Origin of the sequence: Streptococcus gallinaceus, assembly GCF_040545695.1 — a bacterium.
In the GTDB taxonomy this organism is placed as follows: Bacteria; Bacillota; Bacilli; order Lactobacillales; family Streptococcaceae; genus Streptococcus; species Streptococcus gallinaceus.
Map to the genome: position 1 here is coordinate 22,237 of NZ_JBEPMK010000007.1, position 25,293 is coordinate 47,529.

The 25,293-nt window shown below is 37.7% G+C and carries 27 protein-coding genes; 25 read left to right on the forward strand and 2 right to left on the reverse strand.

The window, feature by feature from the left end; all coding sequences use genetic code 11:
* The first annotated feature begins 1 nt into the window (after position 1).
* The 4 genes from ABID27_RS08960 (at position 2) to rpsI (ending at position 1,784) form a co-directional block, all read left to right on the forward strand.
* Complete coding sequence (locus tag ABID27_RS08960) at positions 2-529, forward strand: hypothetical protein (protein ID WP_253365791.1); 528 nt, start codon at positions 2-4, stop codon at positions 527-529.
* A complete protein-coding gene (smuR, locus tag ABID27_RS08965) occupies positions 522-719 on the forward strand; it encodes a transcriptional regulator SmuR (protein WP_253365848.1) in 198 nt (65 codons plus the stop codon). The genes ABID27_RS08960 and smuR overlap by 8 nt, the downstream gene beginning before the upstream one ends.
* A gap of 205 nt (positions 720-924) precedes the next feature.
* Positions 925-1,371: a 50S ribosomal protein L13 gene (gene rplM / locus ABID27_RS08970; protein WP_253365790.1), complete on the forward strand. Its 447-nt coding sequence runs from the start codon at positions 925-927 to the stop codon at positions 1,369-1,371.
* Between the two features lie 20 nt (positions 1,372-1,391).
* Positions 1,392-1,784 (forward strand): 30S ribosomal protein S9, encoded by a 393-nt coding sequence (rpsI, locus tag ABID27_RS08975; protein WP_222347807.1) that lies wholly within the window; start codon positions 1,392-1,394, stop codon positions 1,782-1,784.
* Positions 1,785-1,927: 143 nt separating this feature from the next.
* Here rpsI and ABID27_RS08980 read toward each other — a convergent pair whose 3' ends face one another.
* A complete protein-coding gene (locus ABID27_RS08980; protein ID WP_354281661.1) occupies positions 1,928-3,082 on the reverse strand; it encodes a site-specific integrase in 1,155 nt (384 codons plus the stop codon).
* Between the two features lie 54 nt (positions 3,083-3,136).
* A complete protein-coding gene (locus ABID27_RS08985; protein WP_003046517.1) occupies positions 3,137-3,655 on the reverse strand; it encodes a helix-turn-helix domain-containing protein in 519 nt (172 codons plus the stop codon).
* Between the two features lie 152 nt (positions 3,656-3,807).
* Between ABID27_RS08985 and ABID27_RS08990 the strand changes: the two genes are divergently transcribed.
* The 21 genes from ABID27_RS08990 to ABID27_RS09090 all read left to right on the forward strand — a co-directional run bounded on the left by ABID27_RS08990 (position 3,808) and on the right by ABID27_RS09090 (position 25,278).
* Entirely contained in the window at positions 3,808-4,092 is a 285-nt protein-coding gene (locus tag ABID27_RS08990) for a DNA-binding protein (protein ID WP_354281663.1), read from the forward strand.
* 11 nt (positions 4,093-4,103) lie between these two features.
* Positions 4,104-4,958, forward strand: a complete 855-nt coding sequence (locus tag ABID27_RS08995) for a phage replisome organizer N-terminal domain-containing protein (RefSeq protein WP_354281665.1) — start codon at positions 4,104-4,106, stop codon at positions 4,956-4,958.
* Positions 4,959-4,968: 10 nt separating this feature from the next.
* Positions 4,969-5,259, forward strand: a complete 291-nt coding sequence (locus ABID27_RS09000) for a DUF5962 family protein (RefSeq protein WP_164228208.1) — start codon at positions 4,969-4,971, stop codon at positions 5,257-5,259.
* Positions 5,252-5,617, forward strand: coding sequence for a plasmid mobilization protein (locus ABID27_RS09005; protein WP_003046529.1), 366 nt, complete (start codon positions 5,252-5,254; stop codon positions 5,615-5,617). Before ABID27_RS09000 ends, ABID27_RS09005 begins: the two co-directional genes overlap by 8 nt.
* On the forward strand, positions 5,614-5,970 hold the full coding sequence (locus ABID27_RS09010; protein ID WP_003046531.1) for a hypothetical protein: 357 nt from the start codon (positions 5,614-5,616) through the stop codon (positions 5,968-5,970). The genes ABID27_RS09005 and ABID27_RS09010 overlap by 4 nt, the downstream gene beginning before the upstream one ends.
* A 314-nt stretch (positions 5,971-6,284) precedes the next feature.
* A complete protein-coding gene (locus ABID27_RS09015) occupies positions 6,285-7,829 on the forward strand; it encodes a type I restriction-modification system subunit M (protein ID WP_354281668.1) in 1,545 nt (514 codons plus the stop codon).
* Between the two features lies 1 nt (position 7,830).
* Complete coding sequence (locus ABID27_RS09020) at positions 7,831-9,021, forward strand: restriction endonuclease subunit S (protein ID WP_354281670.1); 1,191 nt, start codon at positions 7,831-7,833, stop codon at positions 9,019-9,021.
* Between the two features lie 4 nt (positions 9,022-9,025).
* Positions 9,026-9,628: a restriction endonuclease subunit S gene (locus ABID27_RS09025; RefSeq protein ID WP_051026430.1), complete on the forward strand. Its 603-nt coding sequence runs from the start codon at positions 9,026-9,028 to the stop codon at positions 9,626-9,628.
* Positions 9,629-9,646: 18 nt separating this feature from the next.
* On the forward strand, positions 9,647-10,741 hold the full coding sequence (locus ABID27_RS09030; RefSeq protein ID WP_354281672.1) for an AAA family ATPase: 1,095 nt from the start codon (positions 9,647-9,649) through the stop codon (positions 10,739-10,741).
* On the forward strand, positions 10,738-13,833 hold the full coding sequence (locus ABID27_RS09035) for a type I restriction endonuclease subunit R (RefSeq protein ID WP_354281674.1): 3,096 nt from the start codon (positions 10,738-10,740) through the stop codon (positions 13,831-13,833). Before ABID27_RS09030 ends, ABID27_RS09035 begins: the two co-directional genes overlap by 4 nt.
* Before the next feature lie 165 nt (positions 13,834-13,998).
* Positions 13,999-15,462 carry an ATP-binding protein gene (locus tag ABID27_RS09040; RefSeq protein ID WP_354281676.1) on the forward strand — a complete coding sequence of 488 codons (1,464 nt, stop codon included), beginning with the start codon at positions 13,999-14,001 and terminating at the stop codon, positions 15,460-15,462.
* 34 nt (positions 15,463-15,496) lie between these two features.
* On the forward strand, positions 15,497-18,523 hold the full coding sequence (locus tag ABID27_RS09045; RefSeq protein WP_354281678.1) for a DEAD/DEAH box helicase: 3,027 nt from the start codon (positions 15,497-15,499) through the stop codon (positions 18,521-18,523).
* Between the two features lie 547 nt (positions 18,524-19,070).
* On the forward strand, positions 19,071-20,099 hold the full coding sequence (locus tag ABID27_RS09050; RefSeq protein WP_354281680.1) for a hypothetical protein: 1,029 nt from the start codon (positions 19,071-19,073) through the stop codon (positions 20,097-20,099).
* Entirely contained in the window at positions 20,032-20,931 is a 900-nt protein-coding gene (locus tag ABID27_RS09055) for an MSCRAMM family protein (RefSeq protein ID WP_253365749.1), read from the forward strand. Before ABID27_RS09050 ends, ABID27_RS09055 begins: the two co-directional genes overlap by 68 nt.
* A gap of 161 nt (positions 20,932-21,092) precedes the next feature.
* Positions 21,093-21,788, forward strand: a complete 696-nt coding sequence (locus ABID27_RS09060; RefSeq protein ID WP_354281682.1) for a helix-turn-helix domain-containing protein — start codon at positions 21,093-21,095, stop codon at positions 21,786-21,788.
* A gap of 38 nt (positions 21,789-21,826) precedes the next feature.
* Entirely contained in the window at positions 21,827-22,177 is a 351-nt protein-coding gene (locus tag ABID27_RS09065) for a hypothetical protein (RefSeq protein ID WP_354281684.1), read from the forward strand.
* A gap of 98 nt (positions 22,178-22,275) precedes the next feature.
* The gene (locus tag ABID27_RS09070) at positions 22,276-22,716 is read left to right on the forward strand and encodes a VOC family protein (protein WP_253365745.1); all 441 of its coding nucleotides are present in this window, start codon (positions 22,276-22,278) and stop codon (positions 22,714-22,716) included.
* A 9-nt stretch (positions 22,717-22,725) separates the two neighbouring features.
* Complete coding sequence (locus tag ABID27_RS09075) at positions 22,726-23,094, forward strand: VOC family protein (RefSeq protein ID WP_354281685.1); 369 nt, start codon at positions 22,726-22,728, stop codon at positions 23,092-23,094.
* Positions 23,095-23,230: 136 nt separating this feature from the next.
* Positions 23,231-24,571, forward strand: a complete 1,341-nt coding sequence (locus ABID27_RS09080) for an APC family permease (RefSeq protein WP_354281686.1) — start codon at positions 23,231-23,233, stop codon at positions 24,569-24,571.
* A 122-nt stretch (positions 24,572-24,693) separates the two neighbouring features.
* Positions 24,694-24,819 carry a putative metal homeostasis protein gene (locus ABID27_RS09085; protein WP_253365739.1) on the forward strand — a complete coding sequence of 42 codons (126 nt, stop codon included), beginning with the start codon at positions 24,694-24,696 and terminating at the stop codon, positions 24,817-24,819.
* A gap of 117 nt (positions 24,820-24,936) precedes the next feature.
* Complete coding sequence (locus ABID27_RS09090; RefSeq protein WP_253365737.1) at positions 24,937-25,278, forward strand: metal-sulfur cluster assembly factor; 342 nt, start codon at positions 24,937-24,939, stop codon at positions 25,276-25,278.
* Positions 25,279-25,293: the final 15 nt, after the last annotated feature.

Consider the following 25,293-nt stretch of genomic DNA (forward strand, 5'->3'; position numbering starts at 1 on the left):
CATGATTTACTTACCTTTGATTCTAATGTTGGTAGCCATTGCAGGCGTGCTCTATTATCGTCGGAAAAAGGATGGGGATGGCGTTGCGGTCTATCCTAAGAATGAATACGATGAATATCAACAAATCCTTCGCGGGCGTGGCTACAACTACGCTTTTTATAGCCTACTAGCAGCCCTTTATTGTCTTTATATGCTGGCAGAATTAGCAGGTATTCGTTTTCCACAGGCATTTTACTTTTGGTTTCTGATGTATGTGGGCATCAGTGTACAAGTTGGCTACAGTCTCTGGAGTGGTGCTTATTTTCCTATTAATAAGAAAGAAGTTGGTATTTCGCCCAAACAATTTTTCATCTTATCGTCTTGTATGGTCGTCGTCGCTCTTTTCTTGATATGGCAAGGAGATTATCCAGCGGATGTGTTTGCCAAAGGTGGTCTAGGTATGATTTGCTTATTGGGACTTTTTCCTCTGCAAAATATCATCATCTTGGCCATTCGTTTGTGGCGAGAGAGGAGAGACGATGATGAGTAAAAATCTCAGACTAAAAGCAGCGCGTGCGGGGAAAGACCTTTCTCAGCAAGCCTTGGCAGACTTGGTTGGTGTATCACGCCAGACTATTGCTGCTGTAGAAAAAGGGGACTACAACCCAACAATCAATTTGTGTATAGCTATTTGCAAAGCTTTGGACAAGACTTTAGATGAATTATTTTGGGAAATATAGGTGGGGAAAACGGAAGATTCGTCTGTAAAAGAAAAGTAAAAAAAGAGATCTAAATCCCTTGACGGAAGACATGATTTTTTGGTATGATAGTAGACGGTATTGTTTACCCCATTTGAAAGGCCCCGGAACCTTCCAAATACCTTCGATGGGACGGAACACCCATCACCCTTGTAAACAAATATTACGAATTCGTATAGGAGAAATCATGAACAAAACAACTTTCATGGCTAAACCAGGCCAAGTTGAACGCAAATGGTACGTTGTTGACGCAACAGATGTACCTCTTGGGCGTCTTTCTGCAGTAGTTGCTAGCGTACTTCGCGGAAAAAACAAACCAACCTTCACACCACACACTGATACTGGTGACTTTGTGATTGTTATCAATGCTGAAAAAGTTAAATTAACTGGTAAAAAAGCAACTGATAAGATCTACTACACTCACTCAAACCACCCAGGTGGATTGAAGCAAATCTCAGCAGGTGAACTTCGTTCTAAAAATGCTGTTCGTTTGATCGAAAAATCAGTTAAAGGCATGCTTCCACACAACACTCTTGGACGTGCACAAGGTATGAAATTGAAAGTCTTCGTTGGCGGTGAGCACACTCACGCAGCACAACAACCAGAAGTACTTGACATCTCAGGACTTATCTAAGAGGAAAGGAGCATTAAATAATGGCACAAGCACAATATGCAGGTACTGGCCGTCGTAAAAACGCTGTTGCACGCGTTCGTTTGGTTCCAGGTACTGGTAAAATCACAGTTAACAAAAAAGATGTAGAAGAGTACATCCCACACGCTGACTTGCGTCTTGTTATCAACCAACCATTTGCAGTTACTTCAACTGAAGGTGCATACGATGTTATCGTTAACGTTAATGGTGGTGGATACGGTGGTCAATCAGGTGCGATCCGTCATGGTATCGCTCGTGCACTTCTTCAAGTAGATCCAGATTTCCGCGACTCATTGAAACGCGCTGGTCTTCTTACACGTGACGCACGTATGGTTGAACGTAAAAAACCAGGTCTCAAAAAAGCCCGCAAGGCATCACAATTCTCAAAACGTTAATATTCAGTTATATCAACGTTTCAGAGCACTTTGCGAAGTTTTCGCAAGGTGCTTTTTTGATGAAAAAAGTGCTTTGGTAATCCTTTTGGTAATCTTTCGAGACTTGGTTTTTGGTCAATATGAGGCTGAGCAATAAATCTAGTTCATTTAGCCTTATTAAGATACTCTGCAAATTTTGTAATTGACTGTTTTTCACCAGCTTTTGTAGCATGGCTATAAGTGTCTAAAGTCATCTGGCTGCTTGCATGGCCTAAGCGTTTAGCAGTATTGACTGGGTCAATTCCCATTTCAATCATCAAGGTTGCGTGAGTGTGTCTAAACCCATGTGGGCTAATCTTTTTAAGATTATGCTTACGTATAATACGTTTTAGAATATTGTTGATATAGTCAGCGTGTAAGGGTTCTATCTCACCATCTCGGTTGCAGTATGTAAACATAAATTCTTTGTCGAGAGAAAGAGGTTGTACTGATAATTGCCACTTTTCTCTGCTAGTTTCCTGTTTCCATTTGTTGAGGATAGAACAGGTTTCATCATCAAGATATATAGAGCGTACAGAGAATGTATTTTTAGTTCCTTTTTCAATGGCATGACCATCTATTCTTCCTAAACTTTTGCTGACTGTTAATAGTTGATTCTCAGAATCAAAATCTTCCCATTTGAGGGCGTAGAGCTCTCCTTTTCGTAACCCACTGTATGCTAGTAATCGAAATAGTGCATAATGTTTATAAGGTTCATTTTCTAAAATGATTGTCAAAAAATGATGCAACTCGTTAACTGTCCAATAGTTCTCACTGACAGTTTTTTTGAGTTTAGGCATAATAACCTTGCTCATAGGATTTCGTTCAATATAATTCATATTAATGGCAAATTCAAATATTTTAGAAGTATAAGATTTGATTTGCTTCATGTTTTTGAATGTCTTGGCTTTGTCAGTGATGAAGGATTGACAGTCTAAAGGACTGATTTTTGAAATTTTCTTTTCTCCAAAAACAGGAAGAATATGTAGGCGATAGAGGTCGGCAGTTTTGACTGCAGTAGTTGCTTCAACAGTATCTTTGTAAGCTTCATACCACCTTTGATAAAGCTCTTGGTAAGTGTAGGTTGTTTGAGCAGTAATATGGACAAAAGTTCCACTATTCAACTGATGATTAACAGCAGTTTCATGAGCTTTGGCAGCTTTGCGCGTCTTGAATCCTCGTTTAGTATAATATTTTTTCTTACCGTAGTTGTTTAGACCAAGGTAAACTTTAACAAAATAGGTGACTCCTTTTGTAGATTGGTACTTGTGTACAGACATAACAGTTCTCCGTTTCTAAGTTTTCGGAGCTTATGTAATTGAGAAACTGTTCGTTTATTTTTTGTGTCGGTCTTCTTGTCTAATTCGGTATTCTTCAGTCTGAATCCAGGTTTGCCAAATTTCTGACTCTCGTTTTAAACTATTCATGTGTTTAGTGAAAGTTTTCATGAATTCTTCCTCATGATTGATCAAGTAGCGCGCTAAAATGCGCCTAAAATCGTCTGAGAAGCCTTCATTTAAGGGCATAGACAAATGAATCTCTCCTAGTTCGATTCCTTTCTTAAGCTTCTCCATATCGCTTTTAAAAGGTGTTACAGAAGTAATTTCAGATGTCTTGAAACTATCAGTGACGATTTTTAAATTTGACGGAGCGTACTTTTCTTCGTCAATTCCAAGGATGTATGCCACTGAGACACCAAAATAATCCGCTAACTTTTGAGCATTCTCTTTTTTAGGTTTTCGTATTCCTTGGTTATAGCTAGATAGTGTTGGGTAGGATATATCTAGCGCTTCACTGATACTTTTTATTTTTTTGCCACTTTCTTCTATAAGTTTAGCTATATTATTAGTCATAGATTCCTCCTAATTGATATTCTACCACATTTAATACAAAAAGTATAATACCACTTGATAAGAATACAAAAAGTATTTATAATTTAAAATGTATAATAAAATATACAAATTTCGGAGTTTATTTAATTGAGAAATGGAAACGAGGTAATAATATGTCTGAAGAAGCGACTTTAGTTGTTCAACTTCCCAAAGTTTTGGAAAAACAGTTAAGGGCACATTATGATAAAATGGTCTTTACAGCTATTGAAAGAGCGCTAGAAGATAAAGAACTATACAAACCTATGGTTCGGATGGCAGCTCTTTCTAGGTGGCTTGATGTATCAACGACAACCCTTCAAAAATGGACACGAGAAGGAATGCCTACAATGGTCATTGATGGGGTGACTCTGTACGATAAACGAGCTGTCACTAGATGGCTAAAGCAATATGAAAGATAGGAGGTACACGTATGAGTGAAGTACAATGGATTAAGATTACTACAGATATCTTTGATGATGAAAAAATACAGTTGATTGAGTCAATGCCCGAAGGAGATACTTTAATTGTCATCTGGTTTAAACTACTCGTTTTAGCAGGTAAACAGAATTACAGTGGAGTCTTAGCTCTAGGAGATAAGGTCTTTTATACAGAAGAGATGTTAACTACAGTCTTTAGGAGAAAGTCAACGACTGTGAAGCTGGCTCTGAAAACATTTGAACAATTTGGAATGATTGCTTTTGTGGATGGAGCAGTCACAATTCCTAAATGGGAGAAACATCAGAATATTGATGGTCTAGAAAAAATTCGTAAACAAACAAGAGAAAGAGTGGCTCGTCATCGTCAAAAGCAAAAAGCTCTAGTAAGTGGGCAAGATAGTTTATCAATAGAATGTAATGTTACAGAAATGTTACCTGTAACGGAAAGTAACGGTCAAGTAACGCAACAGATTAAGAACAAGAATCAGAAAGAGAATAAGAATATACTAGATAATAGTTCTAGAGAGACAGAAGATCAGTCAACAACTTATCTCAAACCAGAGTATTATTCCCTTTTGCAAGTGATTGCGGATAGATATAACGATCGTTTTATTTACCCCTATAATTACACCCTAACGCATAAGCAAAAAATGGCGATTGGACAGTTTTTAAGCGAAGGCTATATGACTTCTGATGAAGTCTTGGGAATGATAGATCGTATTCCTAATGATGTAGAGTCACCATTAGCCTATTTAATGAGCTCTATGGAGCGCCTAAAAGATGAGCGATTATTGGAATCTAAGGTAATTGCTCATGAAAATGCTAGAAAGTTTTACCAAAAGGGATAAGGAGAGTAGAATGACAATATATTATCAATTGGAGAATATGCTAGTCGCTGGTTTTAAATCAGAAGAAGAGTTACAACGGTATCAAGGGTTAAAAGCAGAGTATGAGGAAGAAACCCTGGATTATAGTTTCTCAATTAGAGAAATTGTCAATCAATTAGAAATTATTATCCAGAGTAGAGAAAATGACTTCCCAAATTTAGAAGAAGGGCTGTTGCAAGGTTATCAGGAACTTGTAGAATATTTGAGGGAATACGATGTGTCTCAGGCAGAAAAATACACAAGGAGAATTTATTGTGGTTGAGCGTTATCGAACAGTTCTGAAAAAATTCTATATCACAAAATCGCAGAATCAAACGCTAAACTACCTTATCAGTTATACAGGTTTAAGGAATTTTTCTAACTATGCTAGGAAAATGTTATTTAAGAAATTCCCTATTGTTTTGGTATTTGATGAGACTTCATTTGAAGACTTGATATTTTCTTTGAGGCGAATTAAAAATAATATCAATCAGTTAGCAAGGATAGCAGAGAAATCTCAGGATCTTCAAGCATTACGAGCTATGACTTACAGTGTTCAAATGATTGAAAAATATGAAAAATCGTTCCTTAAATACCATAAAACGAAAAAGGCGAGGTTACTATCAAAAGTGGATGAATGAAAAATAGAATTAAAAATATCGTGAAGCAAGTCTTTTTGACTGAGGATGAGAATAAAAGATTGTTAGCACTAATGGCTAATGAAAAAGAGTCAAACTTTTCCGCTTTTGCCAGAAAGAAATTATTTAACCAAGAGATTGAATCATGGACGATTAATTTTCCAGAGTATGAGCAACTGACAGAGCGATTCATTCAGATTGGCAGATCAATTAATAGGATTGCTAAGTTTTCAACTCAGGTTGGAAATATTTCACAACAGAATTTTATAGAACTTGGTCAGTTGATAACTCAATTATTGGATGAATTGGAAAAGGGACTCTCAGTTAACCTAAAAGAGAAGTCTACTAAACATTAAATAAGTAAATGAAATCGCAGGAATTTATCTGCGGTTTTCTTATGTCCTTCTAAAAAATGATTGTCTGACAATGTCAGCCACCGTGTCTGGCACGGGGAATTTAGAATTGATACTAAAACATAATTTTAGGTCTTTGCGAGCTCAGATAGTGTATACACACTATCGCAAAAAATCCACTACCAAAAGTGAGCAGACGGCTCCTTTAGGTGATGGATTTTAACACTTGGGGCAAAGCCCCAAACCCCTTGAGGAAACGTGTAAGAAGAAGGGAAAAATGGTATAATAGAAATATTAAAGACTGTGAGGATTTGAAGATGTCAGAACAAGCACAAAGGCAAGAGTTGCACCGCAAAATCTGGGCAATCGCAGATGATGTCCGTGGTGCGGTAGATGGTTGGGATTTCAAACAATATATTTTGGGAATCCTTTTTTACCGTTTTATCAGTGAAAATTTCAAGACTTATATCGAGGGTGGTGAGGACTTCAACTATGAGGAGATTCCGGATGAAGTAATCACACCTGAGGTTAAGGATGATGCGATTAAGACAAAGGGGTACTTTATTATGCCTGCGCAGCTTTTTTCCAATGTTGTGAAAACAGCTCGTAGTAATGACAACTTAAATACGGAACTCAAGGACATTTTTGATGCCATTGAGGCGAGTGCTACGGGTTATGCCAGTGAAAATGATATTAAAGGTCTTTTTGACGACGTGGACACCAGAAGTAATAAGCTGGGAAGTACCGTCCCAGAGCGTAATGAACGCCTAGCCCTTATTCTAGAAGGTATTGCTAGTCTTGACTTTGGGAATTTTGAGGACAACCATATTGACCTTTTTGGGGACGCTTATGAGTACTTGATTTCAAACTATGCTTCCAATGCAGGGAAGTCAGGTGGCGAGTTTTTTACACCACAGAGTGTGTCACGTCTGTTAGCTCGTATCGTCATGCTGGGTAAGGATGAGAAAAATAAAATCAACAAGATTTATGACCCTGCCTGTGGTTCAGGTTCCCTCCTCCTTCAAGCCAAAAAACAATTTACAGAGCATATCATTGAGGATGGTTTTTACGGTCAGGAGATTAACATGACCACCTATAACTTGGCTCGGATGAACATGTTCCTCCATAATATCAACTATGACAAGTTTAGTATCGAGCGTGGTAATACGCTGCTGGATCCTAAGCATGGTAATGATAAGCCCTTTGATGCTATTGTGTCCAACCCGCCTTATTCTATTAAGTGGATTGGTAGCGATGACCCGACGCTGATTAATGATGACCGTTTTGCACCAGCGGGAATTCTGGCACCCAAGTCTAAGGCAGACTTTGCCTTTATCATGCATAGCCTTTCTTATTTGTCTAATAAAGGCAGAGCGGCTATTGTGACCTTCCCTGGGATTTTTTATCGTGGTGGAGCGGAGCAAAAGATTCGTCAGTATCTGGTAGACGGAAACTTTGTTGAGGCTGTTATTCAGTTGCCTGATAATCTCTTTTTCGGGACATCTATTGCAACATGTATCCTTATCCTTGCTAAAAATAAGGCAACAACAGATGTTCTCTTTATTGATGCTAGTCATCAGTTCAAAAAAGAAACCAATAACAATGTCTTGGAAGAGAAGCATATCGAGAAAATCTTGGCAAGTGTTGAGCATAAGAAGAATGAAGACCATTTCGCACAGCTTATTTCCCAAGAAAAAATTGCGGAAGCTGACTACAATCTCTCTGTATCTACCTACGTGGAAAAAGAGGATACGCGTGAGAAAATTGATATTGATGTTCTTAATAAAGAAATTGCGGAGACCGTGAAAAATATTGACCGCTTACGAGCAGAGATTGATAAGATTGTCGAGGAGTTGAGCTGATATGACCTACATTGATGAAATGATAAAAGAGCTTTGTCCTGACGGAGTAGAGTGGAAAGAGTTGGGAAAGGTCTGTGTTGTAAAAACAGGGCAGTCGGTTAATAAAACATTTATACAGAATAATTCTGGAGATTACCCAGTTATCAATAGTGGGAAAGAACCTTTGGGATATGTAGATGTTTTCAATACGGAAGATGATCCAATAGGAATTACTTCTAGGGGAGCAGGAGTTGGCTATGTTTCGTGGAATGAAGGAAAATATTTTAGAGGGAATCTCAATTATTCTGCAACTGTTAAAGACTCGGAGAAGCTGTTACCACGCTATTTGTATTATTTTTTGAAAAATAATTCTAAAAAAATTGAGGAATTATGTACTTTTGATGGTATACCAGCTCTGAACAAGTCTAAGCTAGAAAACCTTAATATTGCTATTCCCCATGAAGATATTCAAAAAGAAATCGTCAAAATACTTGACAAATTCACTGATTATGTTACAGAATTGACCGCAGAATTGACCGCAGAATTGACCTTCCGACAGAAGCAATATTCTTATTTTAGAGATAAACTCCTAAGTTTTGATGATGAAAGTATGGGGGGGGCGAACAATAAGGTTTACACTGTCCAGTGGAAAACGCTAGGGGAGGTGGCAAGGTTGAAAAATGGTCGGGATTGGAAAAGTTTGCCGTCTGGAGAAGTGCCAGTTTATGGTAGTGGTGGTGAGATGGGAGAATTTGTCTCTGATTATGCGTATGACAAACCGACTGTTTTGATTCCTAGAAAAGGCTCAATATCTAATCTGTTCTATCTTGATAAACCTTTTTGGAATGTCGATACAATCTATTACACCGAGATTGATGACAGTCAGATGATGCCGAGATATTTTTACCATTATTTGACAACTGTTGATTTAGAGAGGTTATCGACTAATCCAACTAGACCGAGTTTGACACAGGCTATTCTGGACAAAATAGAAATCCCCCTCCCTTCTCTGGCTATCCAATCCCGCATCGTCCAAGTGCTCGACAATTTCGATACAGTTTGTAATGACCTCAATATCGGTTTACCCAAAGAGATTGAGCTTCGTCAAAAACAGTACGAATTTTTTAGAGATAAGCTCTTGACCTTCACCGCCGAAGGCGTGTATACTGACAGTACAGTACAGTACAGTACAGTACAGACAAGACCTAATTAGGCTCTTGCAGTGGGTGTTTGGACCAATACGTGTATCGTTGGGTGCTATTTGTGATTTCACGCGAGGCAATGGTCTGCAGAAGAAAGATTTTATTGATGAGGGGTATCCTGTTATTCATTATGGACAGATTTACACCAGATACGGGTTTTCAACTAAAGATACCATTTCTTTTACCAGTCAGACAGTCTTTGATAAACTGAAAAAAGCCAAGCCTAATGACATAGTGATGGCGACAACATCAGAAAATGTTGAGGATGTTGGTAAGGCGGTTGTTTGGGAAGGCACGGAGGAGATTGGTGTGTCAGGTGATGCCTATATCGTTCAGACATCGCAAAATGCCAGATACCTGAATTACTTCTTTAAATCCGTCCCCTTCCAAAGTCAGAAAGAAAAAAAGGTCACTGGAACAAAAGTTATCCGTATCAATGCTAAGGATATGGAGAATTTTCTGATTCCACTTCCTGATTTAGAACAACAACAGCAAATCGTTAACATACTAGACAAATTCGATACCTTAACATCTGATCTTATCCAAGGTCTTCCGAAGGAGATTGAATTGAGACGAAAACAGTATGAGTATTTTAGGGATAAGTTGTTGCAATTTTAAACAAAGAGGTGATGCCTTATGGGAAAAAGTTTAAGAGAGATTGCTCAGGAGCTGAAGGAGTCAGAAAAGAAAGTTCATCTGATTTATGCCTTCAATGGAACCGGGAAAACAAGATTATCTAAGGAATTTACCAAACTTGTTACACCTGATGAAGATGAGCTAACAAGGCAAAAAATTCTCTATTATAATGCTTTTACAGAAGACTTGTTTTATTGGGATAATGAGATAATTGCCTTGAAAATTTGGAACAACTATTTTATGGATTGGATTCTAATAGATCAAGGACAAGATGGAAATATTATTAAGAATTTTCAACAATACACAAATGATAAGTTGATGCCTAACTTTAACTCCTCAGATAGAAGTGTTACCTTTTCTATTGAGCGTGGTAATGAGGAGATTATAGAATCCATTAAGTTATCCAAAGGAGAAGAAAGCAATTTTATTTGGTCTATATTTTACACGCTATTAGAACTAGTGATTAGTGAACTGAAAATTCCAGAATTAGATGAAAGAAGCACATCCGATTTTAATCAGTTGGAGTATGTATTTATTGATGATCCCGTTTCATCTCTTGATGATAATCATCTGATAGAAGTTGCTTCTAATTTAGCTTCTTTAATAAAGGAGAGCAACAAAGAAAAATTAGGATTGCAATTTATAATCACGACTCATAACCCATTATTCTATAATGTCTTACACAATGAATTTGGAAATGCTAATAAGTTTAGACTAGAAAAATTGGAAGATGGTACCTATGAACTGCACGCACAAAGAAATGATTCACCATTTTCTTATCACATATTTTTGAGAAATGAACTGAGAACAGCAATAAATGAAAACAGAATTCAAAAATATCATTTTAATTTTTTGAGAAATCTTTTTGAAAAAACTGCGACGTTTTTAGGGTACATGGATTGGAAAGATTTGTTACCGCGTGAAGCAGACGATGAAACAAAATTGAGCTATGCAAAAAGAATCTTAGATATTTCAAGTCACTCGCAGTATTCGGGAGAAGAAGTTTCTAGTCTCAATCCTAGAGAGAAACAGATGCTAATTTATCTGTTTGAAAGTTTTGAAAATACCTACCAATTCAATAAGGAGCACCTATGACAAGTACCTTTCAAACCACACCCATTATCGAAACCAACAATTTCATCGTTTTAGACAAATATACTAAAATTACCCAGCCCAGCACCTATCAGACGGAAGCAGACTTGGAGCGAGAGCTGGTTAGTGATTTGCGACAGCAGGGATACGAGTACCTCAACAATCTGACGACCCCAGAAGCTCTCTTAGATAACCTAAAGACCCAGATGGAAGCCCTTAACGGCGTTGTTTTTTCTGAGGCAGAATGGCTACGTTTTTTAGAGGAGTACCTCAATAAGCCTAGTGATGGTTTGATTGACCGCACCCGAAAGCTCCACGATAACCACATCTACGACTTTATCTTTGACGATGGGCATATCCAAAATATTTATCTCTGGGATAAGAAAAATATCAGTCGAAATAAGCTTCAGGTTATTAACCAAATGTCTCAAGTTGGGACTTCAAGTAATCGTTATGATGTGACCATTTTGGTCAATGGGCTACCCTTAGTACAAATTGAGCTTAAAAAGCGTGGGGTGGCTATTCGTGAGGCTTTTAATCAGGTTCACCGTTACAGCAAGGAGAGTTTTAATGAAGAAAATTCACTCTTCAAGTATCTCCAGATTTTTGTCATTTCAAATGGGACGGATACTCGCTATTTTGCCAATACCACTAAGCGGGAGAAAAATTCTTTTGACTTTACCATGAATTGGGCACTAAAAAATAATGAACCAATCAAGGATTTGAAGGATTTTACAGCGACCTTTTTCAGTCAGCAGACACTTTTAAACGTTCTCATCAATTATTCTGTTTTTGATACCAGTGATACCCTCCTTATCATGCGTCCCTATCAGATTGCGGCGACGGAGCGGATTATTTGGAAGATTCGCTCGGCCATTGACAGCAAACTCAAGAGTGGTCCTGAGACTGGCGGTTATATCTGGCATACGACGGGGTCTGGTAAGACCTTGACCAGTTTTAAGGCGGCGAGACTGGCGACTGAGATGGATAAAGTGGACAAGGTTTTCTTTGTGGTTGATAGGAAAGACTTGGACTACCAGACTATGAAAGAATACCAGCGTTTTTCACCTGACTCAGTTAATGGGTCAAATAGCACAGCTGGACTTAAACGCAATATAGAAAAAGATGACAATAAGATTGTGGTTACGACAATTCAAAAGCTCAATAACTTTATGTCTAGTGAAGCAGAGCATGAGATTTACAACAAGCAAGTGGTTTTTATCTTTGACGAATGCCACCGTTCACAGTTTGGCGAGGCTCAAAAGCGCTTAAAACAAAAGTTTAAGAAGTATTGTCAGTTTGGTTTTACGGGGACGCCGATTAAAGTTGAAAATGCTTTAGGCAGTGAGACGACGGCTTCTGTATTTGGTCGGGAACTTCATGCATACGTCATTACCGATGCTATCCGCGACCAAAAGGTGTTGAAATTTAAGGTGGATTACAATGATGTTCGTCCACAGTTTAAGTCGTTGGAAACTGAGCAAGATTTAGGGAAATTATCTGCTGCTGAAAATAAAAAAGCCCTACTTCATCCAACACGGATTACAGAGATTTCGGCTTATATTTTAGAACATTTTAATCAAAAGACACATAGACAAAACGGTAAAGGATTTAACGCTATGTTTGCCGTGTCAAGTGTCGAGGCGGCCAAGGCTTACTACCAAGAGTTGCAAGACCAACAAGCTGGAAAAGATAAACCATTGAAGATTGCAACCATCTTCTCTTATGCAGCAAATGAGGAGCAGGCTGCGATTGGGGAGATTGATGACGAGACATTCAGCCCTGCTGACTTGGCAGATATTAGTAGTAAGGAATTTTTGAGTGGAGCGATTTCCGATTATAATCGCCTTTTTCAGACTAATTTTAGTATCAATGGCAATGAGTTTCAAAACTATTACCGTGATTTAGCTAAGCGAGTTAAGTCTGGCGAGGTGGATTTGCTTATTGTCGTCGGTATGTTTTTGACTGGCTTTGATGCTCCGACCTTGAATACACTTTTTGTGGATAAAAACTTACGCTATCATGGGTTGATTCAGGCTTTTTCTCGAACGAATCGGATTTACAATGCGACTAAGACATTTGGAAATATTGTAACTTTTCGTGATTTGGAAAAGGCAACGACAGATGCTATTAAGTTGTTTGGGAAGACGGAAACGGCTGATATTCTGTTAGAGCGCTCTTACGAGGACTACATGAATGGCTACATTGAGGCTGGTCAAGAGCAAAAAGGATATTTGGAAGTCGTAAAAGAATTGCAGGAGAGATTTCCAAATCCAACGACTATTATCAAAGAAAGTGATAAGAAAGAATTTGTGACCTTGTTTGGTCAGTTCTTGCGTTTGGATAATATCTTGCAGAACTATGATGATTTCATGAGTTTGCAGGCTTTGCAAGAGTTAGATGTTACAGATATAGAGGCTTTGGCAGATTTCAAAGGACGTTTTCATTTGGATGACGAAGCAGTTGCAGTACTCTCTCAACTGGACATCCCAAGTGTTCGTGAGATTCAAGATTATCGCTCCGCTTACAATGATATCAAGTCTTGGTATGACAATGAGCGGCGTAATCAGCAGAATAACGATTCCGAAATCGACTGGGATGCGGTTGTCTTTGAAGTGGAGTTGTTGAAATCACAGGAAATCAATCTGGACTATATTCTGGAATTGATTTTTGAAACCAACCAAAAGGTATCTGATAAGGATCAACTCATTGAAGAAATTACTCGGACTATCCGTGCTAGTCTGGGTCAGAGAGCTAAAGAAAGCTTAATTGTGGATTTTATCAATGCCAGCGACTTGGACAGTTTTTCCGAGAAGTCAGATATTTTAGAACAATTTTATACATTTGCCCGTCAAAAACAAAAAGAAGCAGTAGCTAATTTGATTGAGACAGAGGGGCTGAATGCTGAGAGTGCAAGCCGATATATTCAGATGTCGCTCAAACGAGAGTACGCTAGTGAAAATGGGAATGCTCTCAATGAAGCACTTCCTAAGATGAGTCCCCTCAATCCCCAATATCGTACTAAAAAGCAGACGGTATTTGAAAAAATTGTGGATTTGGTAGAGGTATTTAAGGGGATTGGTGGAGAAATTTAACCATTATTATTTCTTCTAGACATAAGAAGAGAAAACTTTACAGTTGACATTTTAAAAAATATCAAAGGCATTATATCAGTGGTATAAAAAGCTGACTTATCATTTATTTGGAGACGACAGTTGTTCCAAAAATGTGCTGTTTGATATTGAGAAGGAGGCTTAAACTTGGAAAACAAAAGGGATTTAATTCAAACCCTATCCCACTACCAATTCTCTCCAGAAAGCCAACATTTAGACAGGAAATCCGCCCGAAAGAAACCGTCTGAACTGCTTAAACACCTGATTGCCTTTGCTAAAGCAGATGGTGGTCAGCTGGTCATCGGTATTGAGGACGACAAGCAGAGCAACCTCATCACTGGTTTCAGGGATGGCAAGGCCTATTCCATTGATGACTTTAAAAAGATTGACCGTGAAATGCGTGAGACACCTCTGGATTTGTCATTTGAAGAAATTCCTGTGGTTAATCACAAGGGTGAAGCAGATGTGATTTTGGACATCTCAGTTGAATTGTCCTCAAATCGCGTGATTGCTGCGCCTAATGATGAGGTTTACCTGCGTCAGGGTGATGAGACCGTTAAGCTCAGTTATGAACAACGAACTCAACTCAGCTATGATAAGGGACAGCGTTTCTTTGAGGATGAAGTTGTGGCTGACGCAACCTTAGGAGACATTGATGATAGTCTGGTACAGGATTTCAAGAATCGATTTGATATTTCAGACCGCTCTACGGAAGAAATTCTCAAAGCTCGGCGTTTTCTGGTCAATGGTAAATTGACCAAGGCTGCTATCTTGCTTTTTGGTAAATACCCATCAGCTTTCTTCCCTCAAGCTCGTGTTCGCTTCCAACGGTTTGATGGCACGGACATGGGGACAGGTAGTAGCTTTAATGTCATTAAGGAAGTGACCTTTGATGATGCTCTACCAACCCTGATTATCAAGGCTCGTGATTTTATTCGTACCCAGCTGCGTGAGTTCCAATATCTGGATGACAATGGGCAATTTCAAATTTTGCCTGAATATCCAGAATTTGCCTGGTTTGAAGGCCTTGTCAATGCTGTTACTCACCGTGATTACTCTGTCTATGGCGACCATATTCGTGTGCTCATGTTTGATGATCGACTGGAGATTCATAGCCCAGGTAAACTGCCAAATATCGTCACCGTTGACAATATCAAGCATGAACGTTTTTCAAGAAATCCTCGGATTGCCAGAACCCTGACGGAGTTTGGAGGGGTCCGTGAGATGAATGAAGGTGTTAAACGGATTTACTCAGAGATGGAATCAGCCTTTCTTCATGAGCCAAAATACTATGAACCTGGGAACAAGGTTGTTCTGACGCTTGAAAATAATATTGTCAGTCGACACCTACGAACTCGAGATAGTTTAGAGAAACAGTTTACTGATTTTGGCGACCTCAATGCCGATGAGCAATTGTTGATCCATTACATGTACAATTCAGGAGAGAAGATGACAACTGCAAAAGCCATTGAACTGACAGGAAGAAGTCGTAAGTTTATTGTAAAAACGATGAAAAAATTACAAGAATTGGGTATGGTTGACTGGTATGGAGCCAATAAAAATGACAGAAATCAATACTATACTTTAACGAAAAATTATCCTATCCTCTAAGAGATAGGATACAGTAGGATACAGAGGCTTTGTGATGGAAAAATTCAAACAAGAAATTAAGAATATTGGTTCAAATAAGTTAGCCTATTCAATAGACCTTAATAATCAAAAAATTACCAAATCAGAGATTGTAAAAAGCTGGGGCAAAGCGTATTCTGAGAAAGTTGCTAACGGTTCTTTAGGTAATGGATTGCGCCCTCCTCAATATGGTGCACTTTCTGCTATACGTTCTCATTGGGTTGTCTCTAATGAACCGGCTACAATAGTTTTACCGACAGGAACAGGAAAATCTGAAACAATTTTTTCGACAATAGTCTCAGAGCGTATTGCTACAACTTTGATTGTTGTTCCAAGTAATTTACTTAGAGAACAACTTTTTGATCAGGTTAAACATCTGGGAATTCTTCCAGAAATTTCTGTTGTATCTGAAGAGGCAATTTTTCCTACATGCTTGCTATATAAATCAACATTGAAAGATAGTGAAAAGGATATTTTATTTAATGAAATTGATAATATAAATATCATTATAACTACACCAGCGCTGATTAAAGCGTTACCGAATGATCTGTTTGAAAAAATCTATTCGAACGTTGAATTAGTTGTATTTGATGAAGCTCACCATCTTGCTGCAAATGATTGGAGAAAAGTAAGAGATAAGTTCTCAGGTAAAAAGATTTTACAATTTACAGCGACCCCATTTCGAAATGATGGTAAGAAAATTGATGGAAAAATAATTTTTAAATATAGTTTATCTCTTGCTCTGCAAAACAATTATTTTAAACCAATTGATTTTCATCCTATCCATGAGTATAATATTACAAAATCGGATGAAAAAATCGCAGATGTTGCAGTTAAACTTTTGCAAAGTGATTTGGATAAGGGATTAAATCACATTCTTTTGGCGAGAGCTAACTCTAAAAAAAGAGCTGATGAGTTATTCGATAAAATATATTCGAATTACAAAATATATAATCCAGTGATTATACATTCTGATAGAAAAAAGTCGCAAAACAGAGATTCGTTAGATCTACTAAAATCAGGAAAATCACAAATTGTTGTATGCGTGGACATGTTTGGTGAAGGTATTGATATTCCTTCACTTAAAGTTGCTGCAATTCACGACAAATATAAGTCATTACCAATTACTTTACAGTTTATGGGAAGGTTTGCAAGGTCTGGTAAAGAAAGGTTAGGCAGTGCTAAACTGATTACTAATATAGCATCAGAAGACTTAAAAGAAGATATCGATGAATTGTATAGACGTGATGCGGATTGGACTAAACTGCTTCAAATTAAGTCAGATAGAGCAATAGAAAAAGAAGTTCAGATAGAAGAATTTATTTCCCAATTTGAAAAAACAAGAGCAAGTAATATTGACTTATCTCAAATAAAGATGAAAATTAGTTCTCGAATATATAAAACGGATATGAAAGAGGTAAATATCAACGCCTGGAAAAATGTTCTGAGTGCAGAACATACTACTCACTTGATAAATGAAGAGAAGGGAATTTTAATATTTATTGAAGAAATAGAGAATACAGTTAACTGGTCTTATCAAAAAGATCTTGTCGAATATTTATATAATTTTTTTGTAATCTTTTTTGATGAGTATAGAGGTTTGATTCATATTAATGAGTCAGATAGTAGAAAAGGAAATGATTTGGTAGAGCAAATTTTTCCTAATTCTATGCAAATCAAGGGAGATGAGATTTACAGAGTGCTTGACGGTATTAATCGACTAATGATTGGAACACTCGGTTTAAAACAAATACCTGGAGGAAATGTCAGTTTTCGGATGTTTGCTGGGGTTGATGTAAGAAAGGGAATAAGTGAAGCAACTTCATTGGGTTCAATCAAATCAAATCTTTTTGGACATGGATACAGAGATGGAAATAAAATAAGTGTAGGTTGTTCTTATAAAGGAAAAGTTTGGATGAGATGGGTTGAAAGTCTTAATTTTTGGGTAGATTGGTGCCAAAAAATTGGGGCAAAAATTTTAGATACTAATATTGATACAAGTATGATATTAGAAAACTCACTTACTTCAGAAGTTGTTACAGAATTTCCGGATGGGGTTCCTTATAAAATAACACCTGACAGTATAATTGAAACTAGTAATTCAACTGCAAGGGCATTCTATATTGAAAAAGAAGATAAGCTGTATCATTTTTTTGAATCAGACTTTAGGAACCCTCGTCTTGAAAAAGGCTTATTGATTTTTGAACTTTGGATTAGTGAAAGAAAATTTATTTTCCAACAACACATAGATAAAAAGGGGTTTGGTTTTTTGCAAATTTCTGGAGATGACTTATTTATAAAGAGATCAAATAATAAGATTTTATTTTCACAATATTTAAAAGATCATAGTCCAACTATTTCTTTCATACAGAAGGATGGGGTTCGGGTAATGTTAGAGGGTAATCTACAAATTGTAGATAAACCGAGGAGTAAGGCATCGTTGTCAAATGAGATGCTTGTTCCGATAGAATTGAAAAAATATGGAACAAATATACGAAAAGAGTCCCAAGGTATTGCTAAGAATAAAACATCCATTCAATATGTAACTATAAATAAGTTGATAGATACTAATGAATTGATAATTTTTGATGATGATGGTTCTGGAGAAATTGCAGACATTGTTACAATAAGTACTAATGAAGTAGAACGTACAATACTTATAAATCTTTATCATTGTAAATATTCACATGGTGATGAACCAGGTGCTCGTGTATCAGATTTATACGAAGTGTGTGGTCAAGCAGAGAAATCAATTATTTGGAAAGATAATTTATTAGATTTCCTTGATAGAATGATAAAAAGAGAGTCAATACGGATTTCTAAAAGACAGAGTTCTCGGTTTGAAAAAGGAAATATTAATGATTGTCGGACAATCAAATCTATGATAAAAGATGGCTTTAGTACTGATATGAGAATAACCATTGTACAGCCAGGTGTGTCGATTTCGAAACTAAGTACTGAGATGAAGCAATTGTTATTATCAACTGAGTATTATTTAAGTGAGACATATAATATTCCTCTTAACTGTTATTTCAGTGAATGAGAAATAGTTTTAAAATTCGAATACTCTATGCTTTTTATGAGTATGAATCTTGAGTGATATAAGTCACTAGCAAGTTAATATAAAAAAAGTTAATTATACAATGATTTTCCTGTTCATTTCCTCAATTACATAAGCTCCGAAAACGAATTTTTGGTAATCTAATGGTAATCCATTGTTTGTAGGATTAGGTTATAAGTGCTTATTTTTAATGAAACTGACTTTTGAAAGCTTGATTTAATAAGCTTTTATTGAGGTTTTACTTTTGCTACCCAAAACCAGGTCTTAAGAAAGCTCGTAAAGCTAGTCAGTTCTCAAAACGTTAATATACTGTTATATCAACGTTTCAAAGCACTTCATGGATTTTCCATGGAGTGTTTTTCTGTATTTCAGATAAAAGTTGCCTATTTTCAATCGGACTGATATAGGAGTGGATATAAGTATTAAAAAATATGGAAAACGTAAAATAATATAGGAGATTATCACTGGTTATATTATAATATATTTGGATATATATGAGAGTTGGATTTTAAAAAAGGAAAGAGAAGAGATGAAAAAACTAGTATCAGTTTTATTTCTTTTTTTGTCTGTTTTGACGATTGGCTTGGGGATTACTTCCAACGCTTTGGCAGCAGAACTGACAGAAGCGAAGTTTACCACCAAGATCGTTGATGGTAATGGGCAAATTTATACAAATAGCCCTTTAACCCTCAGAAACGATTCAAATTATACCTTAAATATAGGGTTTGATTTGTCGTCTTATAATGGCAAACTTGTAGATGGAGATTATCTTACCTATCATTTAATAACAGCGCCTTTGAAGATTAAGACGAAGGACATGGTAGCGACAGATGAGGTTACTGGCGTGCCGATTGCGGACGTTTCAGTTGTTTCCAATGGAGCCAATAACGGTGGAACGATTACGGTTAAGTTGAAAAATTTGGAAGAGTACCGAGCAAAACTGAACTCAGACACTGTACGAGATGTATCGGATAGTTTCAACGTTGACTTTAGGATAACGGAGGTTGTTACCAACCTCACTATTCCCTTGCCAGGCTACAGTAGTGGCTCAAAGACTATGACCATTAGTGTTCCTGAAAAGTCAAATGGTGGGACCTATACAGGTGCGGGAGAGAATTTCACCAAAGCAGGTGGTTTGATTACAAGAGAAAATTGGATTTCTGCAAAACTGGGACGTTCTGGTCAGTACATGCATAAAGACTTTAATGTTCGTATCAATCTTGGACAAAAAGATTTGTCAAATTTTGTTTTGACGGACGTGATTAGCTTGGAAGGATTTCAATTTATTCCAGAAACATTCCGCCTGATTAAGGCGAGATTGCGTACGGACACTAGAGGATACTACAATGATGGTACTGAGCAGGTTATTACAGGTAGTGAGCTGGAGAAATACCTTACATTCAATGAGGATTATACTCAATTTGAGTTGAACCTAGGAAATATCGGTACTGACCAATACATGATTGACTACTCGACAATTGCAAAAAAACGTGGCAGGTACAACAATTGTCAACCAGGTTTATGCTACAGAAGATGGAGAGCGCTTAGTGACTGTTGATGGTCGTACAGCGACTTTTGATGAGGTGAAACGTACACCAGAGTACACATCTGGTGCGACTATTTCGATTAAACCTGTTTATTCGATTATTATTTATAAGCAAGATAGTGTAATGAAAAAAGGTTTGGATGGTGTTACCTTTGAAATCACCTCACCAACGGGAATCAGCACGACTTATACCACAGCAACCAACAGTCAAGGAGACCAAGGCTATATCAATACTGGTATCTTAGATGAAGGAACTTACCGAGTTCGTGAAATTTCCACTCTTGATGCATATCAACTGGATAGTCAAGTGAGAGAAGTTACTGTGGGGAAAGATGGATCTGTTATTTATTGGGGAAATACACCAAAAACAAAAATTCCTACAACCGCACCAAGCGAAGAGAAGCCCGAATTGACACTTTACAGCATTCAATTCCGTAAAGTTGGCGAGTCAGGTCAAGCTCTTGCCGGCGCAACCTTCGATCTCTACGATGGCGACGAAGTCATTATGACAGTAACTTCAGATGAGAATGGTCAAGTAACCTTCGCTGGTGTTGAGGCTAAAGATTACACAATCAAGGAAACTGCCGCACCAGAAGGATATCAATTGCTTGAGGAAAGCATCTCAGTTTCTAAAGCAGACTTTGCTGATGCGAAAGACTTAGTGTTAACTAAAGGAGATGTGGTCAATGTAAAAGTACCTGAAGCGCCGGAACCAACCACTCCAAGCACACCAAAAACATCTGAGCCAACACAAGAAACAAAACGCGTTTTACCATCAACAGGTGAACAAAATTCGATGGCTCTTATTGCCTTAGGATTACTCGGTTTAGCAAGTGTTGGATGAATGGTATTCCGTAAAAGAAATTAAAAAAGTAAGTAGTTTTTAGCTACTTATTTTTTGTAGCTATTTTTAGGATGAATTTTAAATTAAAATATGGAGATATCTATAGACAAAAAATGAAATTTGCTATATAATGTGTTTTATAAAACACAAAAGGTGATAAGATGTTTTCGAGTGAACGATTGAAACAGAGAAGAAAAGAAAAGGGCTATACTCAGCAAGCTGTTGCAGAGTATTTGGGACTAAATCGCGCTTCTTACACAAGCTGGGAATTGGGTAGAGCTAAGCCAAATCAAGCTAATTTAAAGAAGTTATCAGAGATATTGGAAGTTGATGTGACTTACTTTGAGTCTAGCTATACAATTGTGACCAATTATTTGCAGTTGGATGCGGAGAATCGTCTTAAAGCCGAACTTTACGTGGAGGAGTTGCTTGAGATGCAGGAGCAGCAGCGATCTGCGAAGATTATTCCTTTATTTGCAATATCTGTTTTGGAAAATATTCCTTTGTCAGCGGGTCACGGAGCGAGTTACTTTGACGACTACTCTCAAACAACTGTTTACGCTGAGCAAGAATATTACTATGACTTTGCCTGCTTTGTAGATGGTGAATCCATGCAACCCAGATTCAAAAATGGAGAAGTAGCTATGTTTAAGGAGAGTGGATTTGATTATGACGGAGCGATCTATGCCATTAGTTTAAATGGGTCAACCTACATCAAAAAAGTTTACCGTGAATCAGATTGCTATCGAATTGAGTCTATCAATCCAGAATATGCGGATATGTTTGCCTATGCAGATGATGATTTTCATATTGTGGGCAAGGTTGTCGGTCATTTCATGCCAGTTGAAAAATTATAATAGTGTTGGATAAGTTGAAGGAGATAAGAATAATGTTTATGAGAAGTTATTTACCATATCAAGTTTTTAGGAGTTTTTTAGATAAGAGTAGTAAAAAGTGGATGGAATTTTTTACATCAGAACCAGCACTTAGTATGACTACTGAGGGAGTGGAACAAGTGGAAGACATGCCTACCCAAATGAAATGGATGCTCATTCGACAGTTGTATTTAGGGCAATTGTTAGTTGATGTCGAAGTCCTGGATGAGGGTCAATATAAGAAATATACAGGCTATGTCCAAGATTTACACCAAAATGGAATCAGCTTCCAGACGGAAGATCACTATCTTTCTATCGAGATTACTTCTATTTCTTCTTTGGAACTTTCCCCGCTTGCTTGGGAGGGATAGTTCTACCTGACAGATAATAGACATACTTGGAACGATTTATTTGCTAATTATCACTACTTAGAGTATTATAGGTAAATCAAACGAAAGATGGAGAAAAAATGGTTAAAGCATTAGAACTTTACTTGGTAACAAACAATAACGGTCTTGAGGCTGTCGATTTTTATAAGGATGTCTTTGATGCGGAAGTCGTATCTTGTACTACTGTTGGACAAGCAATTCCAAACACACCTGAAGAAAAGCAAAATCTTGTTTTGAATGCACATTTGAATATTGACGGTATTCGTTTGCAGCTATCTGATAACGGTTCTGAACATGCCTATATTCAAGGGACAAATATGACTGCTTGTATTCAATTGGATAATGTAGAAGAGGCGAAAGCTATCTATGGCAAATTAGCAGAATCTGCTCAACGTATCGACTTGGAATTAGCTGAAACTCCATGGAGTCCTGCCTATGGAATTGTAGTTGATAAATTTGGGATGACATGGCAAATCAACACTGATATTGCTGGTTTTGTCTCTGAAAATGTAACATTCTAAGGAGCAAGCATGTTTACAAAAGAAACAGGCATCATGTTGTATGTAGATCGAGTGGCTGCTGAAAAGGAATTTTGGTCTAGTATTGGTTTTGTCATTTTCAATGAGTCTGAAATGATGGGTTATGAGACATTTGACATGAAACCTCATCGGGATAGTACGCTGACATTTACGGTATATGCCAATGAACTCATTCGTCAAGTATCGCCAGAAGTCATTGATATGAAGCCGAGCGTTTTGTTTGAAACGGATGATATTGAGGCTTTGAGAGTCAAGGTGGCGGCTGTAACGGATACTGCTAGCCCAGTCAATCAAGAACCATTCCCTAACTTTAACTTTGCTAACCCAAGCGGACACTACTTTGTGGTAAAAGGAGTTTAGCAGTAAAATGAACATTCTTCCATTTATGGGAGGGGGGTTATTTGTAGTGCTACATTTTTTCAAAATACCTATACAGAGAATTGTCAGTTAGAAGATTTTGGGCTATAATGAAATGTCTAATAATCAAGGAGAACATATGGAAACGAATATGCAAGCCAAGCCGACATATGGCTTAGTTACGGCGATTGCGATGATTGTGGGAATCGTGATTGGTTCAGGGATTTATTTTAAAGTAGATGATATTCTAAACTTTGCTGGAGGAAATGTTTGGTTAGGAATGCTAGTCATTGCGCTTGGTGCGGTGTCGATTGTATTTGGCAGTCTGTCTATATCAGAGTTGGCCTTGCGCTCAGCAGCTAGTGGAGGAATTTTTTCGTACTATGAACGCTACATTCACCCGGGGCTGGCAGCCTCCCTTGGCATGTTTACAGCCTATGTGTATCTACCGACAGTGATAGCGGTGGTTACTTGGGTGGGAGCTAATTATACCTTGGGGCAGGGAGCGAGTCTAGAAGCGCAAATTTTATTGGCCTTGTTCTACCTCTTTGTACTGACTGTGATTAATATCTTTGGTAGGGTAGTAGCGGGGTATTTCCAATCCTTGTCTACGATGGTGAAAATTATTCCCTTGGTATTAATCGCCTTGCTTGGCTTGTTTTGGGCTGGGAAGGGGCCAAGTTTGCCGGGCGATGTTGATTTGGTAGCACCTCGGAATGTTGGTTGGGGCTGGTTGTCAGGATTGGTGCCACTTTATTTTGCTTACGATGGCTGGACAGTAGTCGCGAGTATCGCTCCTGAAGTGAAATCTCCAAAGAAAAATTTACCACGTGCTCTGATTGCAGGGCCGTTGATTATCCTGGTGCTCTATCTCTTATTTTTCTACGGATTAAATCGGATTTTAGGTCCAGAATTTATCATGTCTACGGGAAATGCAGCTGTGGGCTATGCTGTCAGTTATTTGTTTGGCTCAGCCATTGGCCGTGCATTGATGGTTATTGTCATCATCTCTGTCTTGGGAGTTTCCAACGGGATGATGCTGGGGACAATGCGCTTACCACAAGCTTTTGCTAGTCGTGGTTGGATTCGTTCAGAAGGCTTTGCACGTATCCATCCGAAATACCAAATTTCAGTAGCGGCTAGTCTTTCTGTCGGCCTTGTCACCATGCTTTGGCTGGGGGTGCATTATCTGGTGATGAGATACAATTTGTTGCCGGGAAGTGATATCAGCGAAATTACCATTGTCTTTAATAATACTAGTTTCATCTTCTTGTACTCAACCGTTCTTGGTCTCTACCGTAAAGGAGAAGTGAAGCGGAAATTGACGGGACTTTTCTCGCCTGTCCTGGCGATTGTTGGCAGTCTGATTTTGCTAGTTGGTAGCCTTATGACCAATTTCGTCGCTGTGCTTTGCTTCATGTTGTTCTGTTTGGTATTTTGCTTGGTTGCATATGCTGTTTACTTAAAAAATCAATCTTAATCTAAAAGAGCTATGGCTCTTTTTTGTATCTTATTAAAAAATGGATGATTTTTCACAAAATACTTGACTGGTTAATCACTTTGAGGTAAACTGTTACTTAGTTAATATTTTGGAGGTCAATCATGGCAGAAAGATTAGATTTATCAAGTGCATATCGTAAGTTAAAAAGTCCAAACATCAAAACACGGAAACGTGCCTTGGCTGTTATTCATGCGCATAAGCGTCAAAAAGGAAAGGCAGCAAAATAGAAGCGGGAGAATCGCTTCTATTTTTTATGGTTAAATTGTTAGAAAATTTTGGATTTTCCTTGAAAAAGTCTATCAAATATGAGAAAATAGTGACACAAATTTTCAAGGAGTGATGAAATGAGAGAAGATATTCAGTTAAATGACCGTGCGCGAGCCTTATCAAAAGAACTAATCGAAGTGTTGGAAACAGTATTTGATCCGGAAATCGAGTTGGATATTTATAACTTGGGCTTGGTCTATGAGATCACAGTAGACAAAATGGAACACTGCAGATTGGTCATGACCTTCACGGATACAGGTTGTTCTTGTTCTGAAACCATGCCGGTTGAGTTAGTAGAGAAATTGACAAAGATTGACGGGATTCGTTCGGCTAATATTGAAGTGGTTTGGTCACCAGTTTGGAAAATGACACGTATCAGCCGTTTAGGAAGAATTACTTTGGGAGTTAGTCCAAGATAAAAAAAGAGATTGCTT